Here is a 4123-nt window from a genome sequence, read left to right on the forward strand (position 1 = left end):
GCGCGGCGACCAGCAGCGCGCGCACACCGCCGCCGCCGCCGCCGCCGAGCCACGACACGGACCGCGTCCGGCATCCGTCGGCCAGATGCAGCCGACCGGCCCCACCGACCCCTCGTCGTCGCATTCGCGCATCGACGTGTACGCCTGACAGACAAGGAGCACGATGACCTCCGTCGAACCCCTCACGGCCACTGCCGGCGTGCACACCGGCAGCACGACGCCCCCGGTCACCCAGAAGAAGACCCTCGACTCCGAGGTGTTCCTGAAGCTGCTGGTCACCCAGCTGTCGAACCAGGATCCGAGTTCGCCGATGAACACCAACGAGATGATCGCGCAGACCACGCAGCTCGCCTCGATGGAGCAGCTCACGCAGCTCACGTCGATGACGTCCGAGAGCTTCGCGCTGAGCATGCGCCACACGGCTGCCGCACTGATCGGCCGCGAAGCGCAGTACGTCGACGCCGACGGTGTCTCGCACACCGGCGTCGTCACCTCGGTGTCGTTCGCCGGCCCCGTCCCCACCGTCGCGATCGGCGACAAGAACGTCCCGCTCGACGCCCTCTCCGGCCTGACTCTCACCTCCTCCTGAAAGGCTCATCATGCTCCGCTCGCTCTTCTCCGGGATCTCCGGCCTGCGCACCCACCAGACCATGCTCGACGTCACGGGCAACAACATCGCCAACGTCAACACGGTCGGATTCAAGTCATCCGCCGTGCAGTTCCAGGACTCGCTCTCGCAGCTCGTGCAGAACTCGATGGGCCCGCGGGCCGACGCCGGCGGCTCGAACCCCGCCCAGGTCGGTCTCGGCGTGCAGCTCGCCGGCATCCGCACCAACTTCTCGTCCGGCGCCCCGCAGCCGACGGGCGTTCCGACCGACCTGATGATCGCCGGCGACGGCTTCTTCATGGTGCGCTCCGGGGGCGAGACGCTCTACACCCGCAACGGAGGCTTCTCGTTCGACGCGGCCGGCCGGCTCACCAGCGCCGACGGCGCCCTCGTGCAGGGCTGGACCGCGCAGAACGGCGTGATCACGGGCGGCCAGGCGCTCGGCAGCATCACCCTGCCGGTCGGCGCGGTCGTGCCCGCCGTCGGCACCACCCGCGCAGGGGTGACCGGCAACCTGCCCGCCGAGACCGCCACGAACGCGCAGCTCGTGCGCGATGTGCAGGTCTACGACGCGGGCGGTAACGCCACGACGCTGCGGCTGACGTTCACCCGCACCACCGGCGGCTGGGATGTCGAATCCGGCGGCACCACGGTCTCGCTGACGCTCACCGACGGCAAGCTGACCGGCCCCGACGAGATCGTCTCGGGCGGTGTCACCGTCGACCTGACGAAGCTCACCGGCTTCAGCAACGTGAGCACCGTCGCCATCACCGAGCAGAACGGACGCCCCGCCGGCACGCTCTCGTCGTACGCGCTCACCGAGGACGGCAGCCTGATGGGCACGTTCAGCAACGGCGAATCGCGGGTGCTCGCCCGCGTCGCCCTCGCCGGCTTCACCAACCCGGGCGGTCTCGAGAAGGTCGGGTCGTCGCAGTTCCGCCCCACCGCGAACTCCGGCCAGGCGACCGTGGGGCAGGCCGGCCAGGACGGCATGGGCGGCATCATCAGCGGCGCTCTGGAGATGTCGAACGTCGACCTGTCGCAGGAGTTCACGAACCTCATCGTGGCGCAGCGCGGATTCCAGGCGAACGCCCGCATCATCACCACGAGCGACGAGGTGCTGCAGGAGCTCACCAACCTGAAGCGCTGAGCCCGACGGCATCCGGCATCCGGCCCTCTTTCCGCCGGCTGGTCCCGAATGGCTGCCTCGCCCCGCGCGAGGCGACCATTCGGGACCAGCCGACGTGTGTTCTGTCGGGCGCGTCTCTCATCCTTTCGGCTGAGACGTACTTCACCCTTGCTCGCGATGTGCCGCGCGCGCGGCGCTGGTGAAGTGGAAGCATGCCAGATTCTGCGGTTCGCCCCTCCTTCTCCGACCGGCTGACCTCGCGCCGAGGCGCGTGGGTCTCGCTCGGTCTCGTCCTGCTCGTGATGGTGCTGCTGTTCGGCGCGTTCGGCTCAGCCAAAGCACCCGAAGGCAACACCGCGGCCCCGCCCGACTCGGAATCCGCGCGCACCAGCGCGCTTCTGGACGAGTTCCCGAACGCGGACCGTCAGTCGGTGCTCGTCGTCACCACGCGGGACGACGGCGCGGCCCTCACCGACGCCGACCTCGCCGGCCTGAAGGATCTGCTGCCCGTTCTCGACCAGCGCACGGATGCCGATGCCACCGGCCCCCTGGTGAGCGAAGACGGCGAAGCCGCGCTGCTGGTCGCCCCGATCACCGTCGGCGAGACGAACACCGCCACGGCCGAGGTGATCGGCGACATCCGCGCGGATCTGGCCGACAACCCGATCGACGGGCTCACCTCGCACGTCACCGGCGGACCGGCCTTCGGCGCCGACGTCGCATCGGCGTTCGAGGGCGCGGACTTCACCCTGCTGCTCGTGACGATCCTCATCGTCGCCGTGCTGCTGATCATCACCTACCGCTCCCCCGTGCTCTGGCTGATCCCGCTGGTCGTCGTCGCCCTCGCCGACGGTCTCGCCGGCCGGATGGCCGCCGCCGCCGGTGCGGCCTGGAACCTGCAGTTCGATGCGGGCATCATCAGCGTGCTGGTTTTCGGCGCCGGCACGAACTACGCCCTGCTGCTCATCTCGCGCTACCGCGAGGAACTGCTCGAGACCGACGACCACCGACGCGCGCTGAGCATCGCCTGGCGTCGCACGGCGCCCGCCATCCTCGCGTCGAACGTCACCGTCGTGCTCGCGCTGCTCACCCTCGTGCTCGCCGTCATCCCCGGCACGCACGGTCTGGGCGTCTCCAGCGCGATCGGCCTGCTGATCGCCCTGACCGCCGTGCTGTTCCTGCTGCCGCCGCTGCTGGCGGTGTGCGGCCGTGGCATCTTCTGGCCGTTCGTGCCGCGCCCCGGTCAGACCCGCGTCCCGGGTCGCGCCTGGCGAGGCCTCGCCACCAAGGTCGTGCGCCGACCCGTCCTGAGCCTCATCGGCGGCGTGGCGCTGCTGGCCGTCATGGCGACCGGCCTCGTGGGCACCTCGGTCGGACTCGACCAGATCGAGAAGTTCCGCGTGCAGTCCGAGTCGGCCACCGGCCTGGAGGTGCTCTCGCAGCACTTCCCCGCCGGCGAGGCGCAGCCGATCCTCATCGTCACCGACAGCGACCACGCCGATGACGTGCTCGCCGCGATCGACGACGTCGAGGGGGTGGTGCGCGCGCATCCGATCGGCGAGAGCACCGACGGCTCGCTGACCAAGCTGATGGTCACGAGCGAGTACGCCCCCAGCACGACGCAGAGCCTCGATCAGATCGTCGAGCTGCGCGACGCCGTGCACGCCGTCCCCGACGCGGATGCCCTGGTGGGCGGCGCCGTGGCCACCGACTTCGACGCACGCACCGGCAACCAGCAGGACCTGCTGCTGATCGCGCCGCTCGTGCTCGCCGTCACCTTCCTCGTGCTGCTCGTGCTGCTGCGGTCGCTCGTGGCGCCGGTGCTGCTGCTTCTGGTGAACCTCGCCAGTGCGGTCGCCGCGATCGGTGCGGGTGCCTGGCTGAGCCGGGTGCTGCTCGGTCAGCACGCCCTCGACCTGCAGGTGCCGCTGCTCGCGTTCCTGTTCCTCGTCGCCCTGGGCGTCGACTACACGATCTTCCTCGTGCACCGCGCCCGCGGTGAGGCGGCCGAGCACGGCACGCGCGGCGGCATCGTCGAGGCGATCACCCACACCGGTGGGGTGATCACCAGCGCCGGCATCGTGCTGGCAGCCGTCTTCGCCGCGCTGGGCGTACTGCCCCTGGTCACTCTCGGCCAGCTCGGACTGATCGTCGGGGTCGGGGTGATCGTCGACACGCTGGTCGTGCGCACCGTGATCGTGCCCGCGATCTTCGCCCTCGTCGGCGACCGGATCTGGTGGCCGAGCCGCCCGGGCTCTTCGCCCGCGAGCGGTTCGGAGGAAGAATCGACCCATGAGCCTCGTGAGCATGCCTCTGTCACCCGCTGACGAGCCCGGCGGCGGCGGCCGGATGCCCGGTCGCGGCCGCCGCGAGCGCGGGCACGGCGG

The 4123-nt window shown here is 70.6% G+C and carries 3 protein-coding genes; all 3 read left to right on the forward strand.

Annotated elements, in window-relative coordinates:
• The first annotated feature begins 163 nt into the window (after positions 1 to 163).
• The 3 genes from RT309_RS14020 (at position 164) to RT309_RS14030 (ending at position 4063) form a co-directional block, all read left to right on the forward strand.
• Positions 164 to 589 carry a flagellar hook capping FlgD N-terminal domain-containing protein gene (locus RT309_RS14020; protein WP_313358015.1) on the forward strand — a complete coding sequence of 142 codons (426 nt, stop codon included), beginning with the start codon at positions 164 to 166 and terminating at the stop codon, positions 587 to 589.
• 10 nt (positions 590 to 599) lie between these two features.
• Positions 600 to 1757 (forward strand): flagellar hook protein FlgE, encoded by a 1158-nt coding sequence (locus tag RT309_RS14025; protein ID WP_313358017.1) that lies wholly within the window; start codon positions 600 to 602, stop codon positions 1755 to 1757.
• 191 nt (positions 1758 to 1948) lie between these two features.
• Positions 1949 to 4063: an MMPL family transporter gene (locus tag RT309_RS14030; RefSeq protein ID WP_313358019.1), complete on the forward strand. Its 2115-nt coding sequence runs from the start codon at positions 1949 to 1951 to the stop codon at positions 4061 to 4063.
• The last annotated feature ends 60 nt before the right edge of the window (positions 4064 to 4123 follow it).

The organism is Microbacterium sp. (assembly GCF_032084865.1).
In the GTDB taxonomy this organism is placed as follows: Bacteria; Actinomycetota; Actinomycetes; order Actinomycetales; family Microbacteriaceae; genus Microbacterium.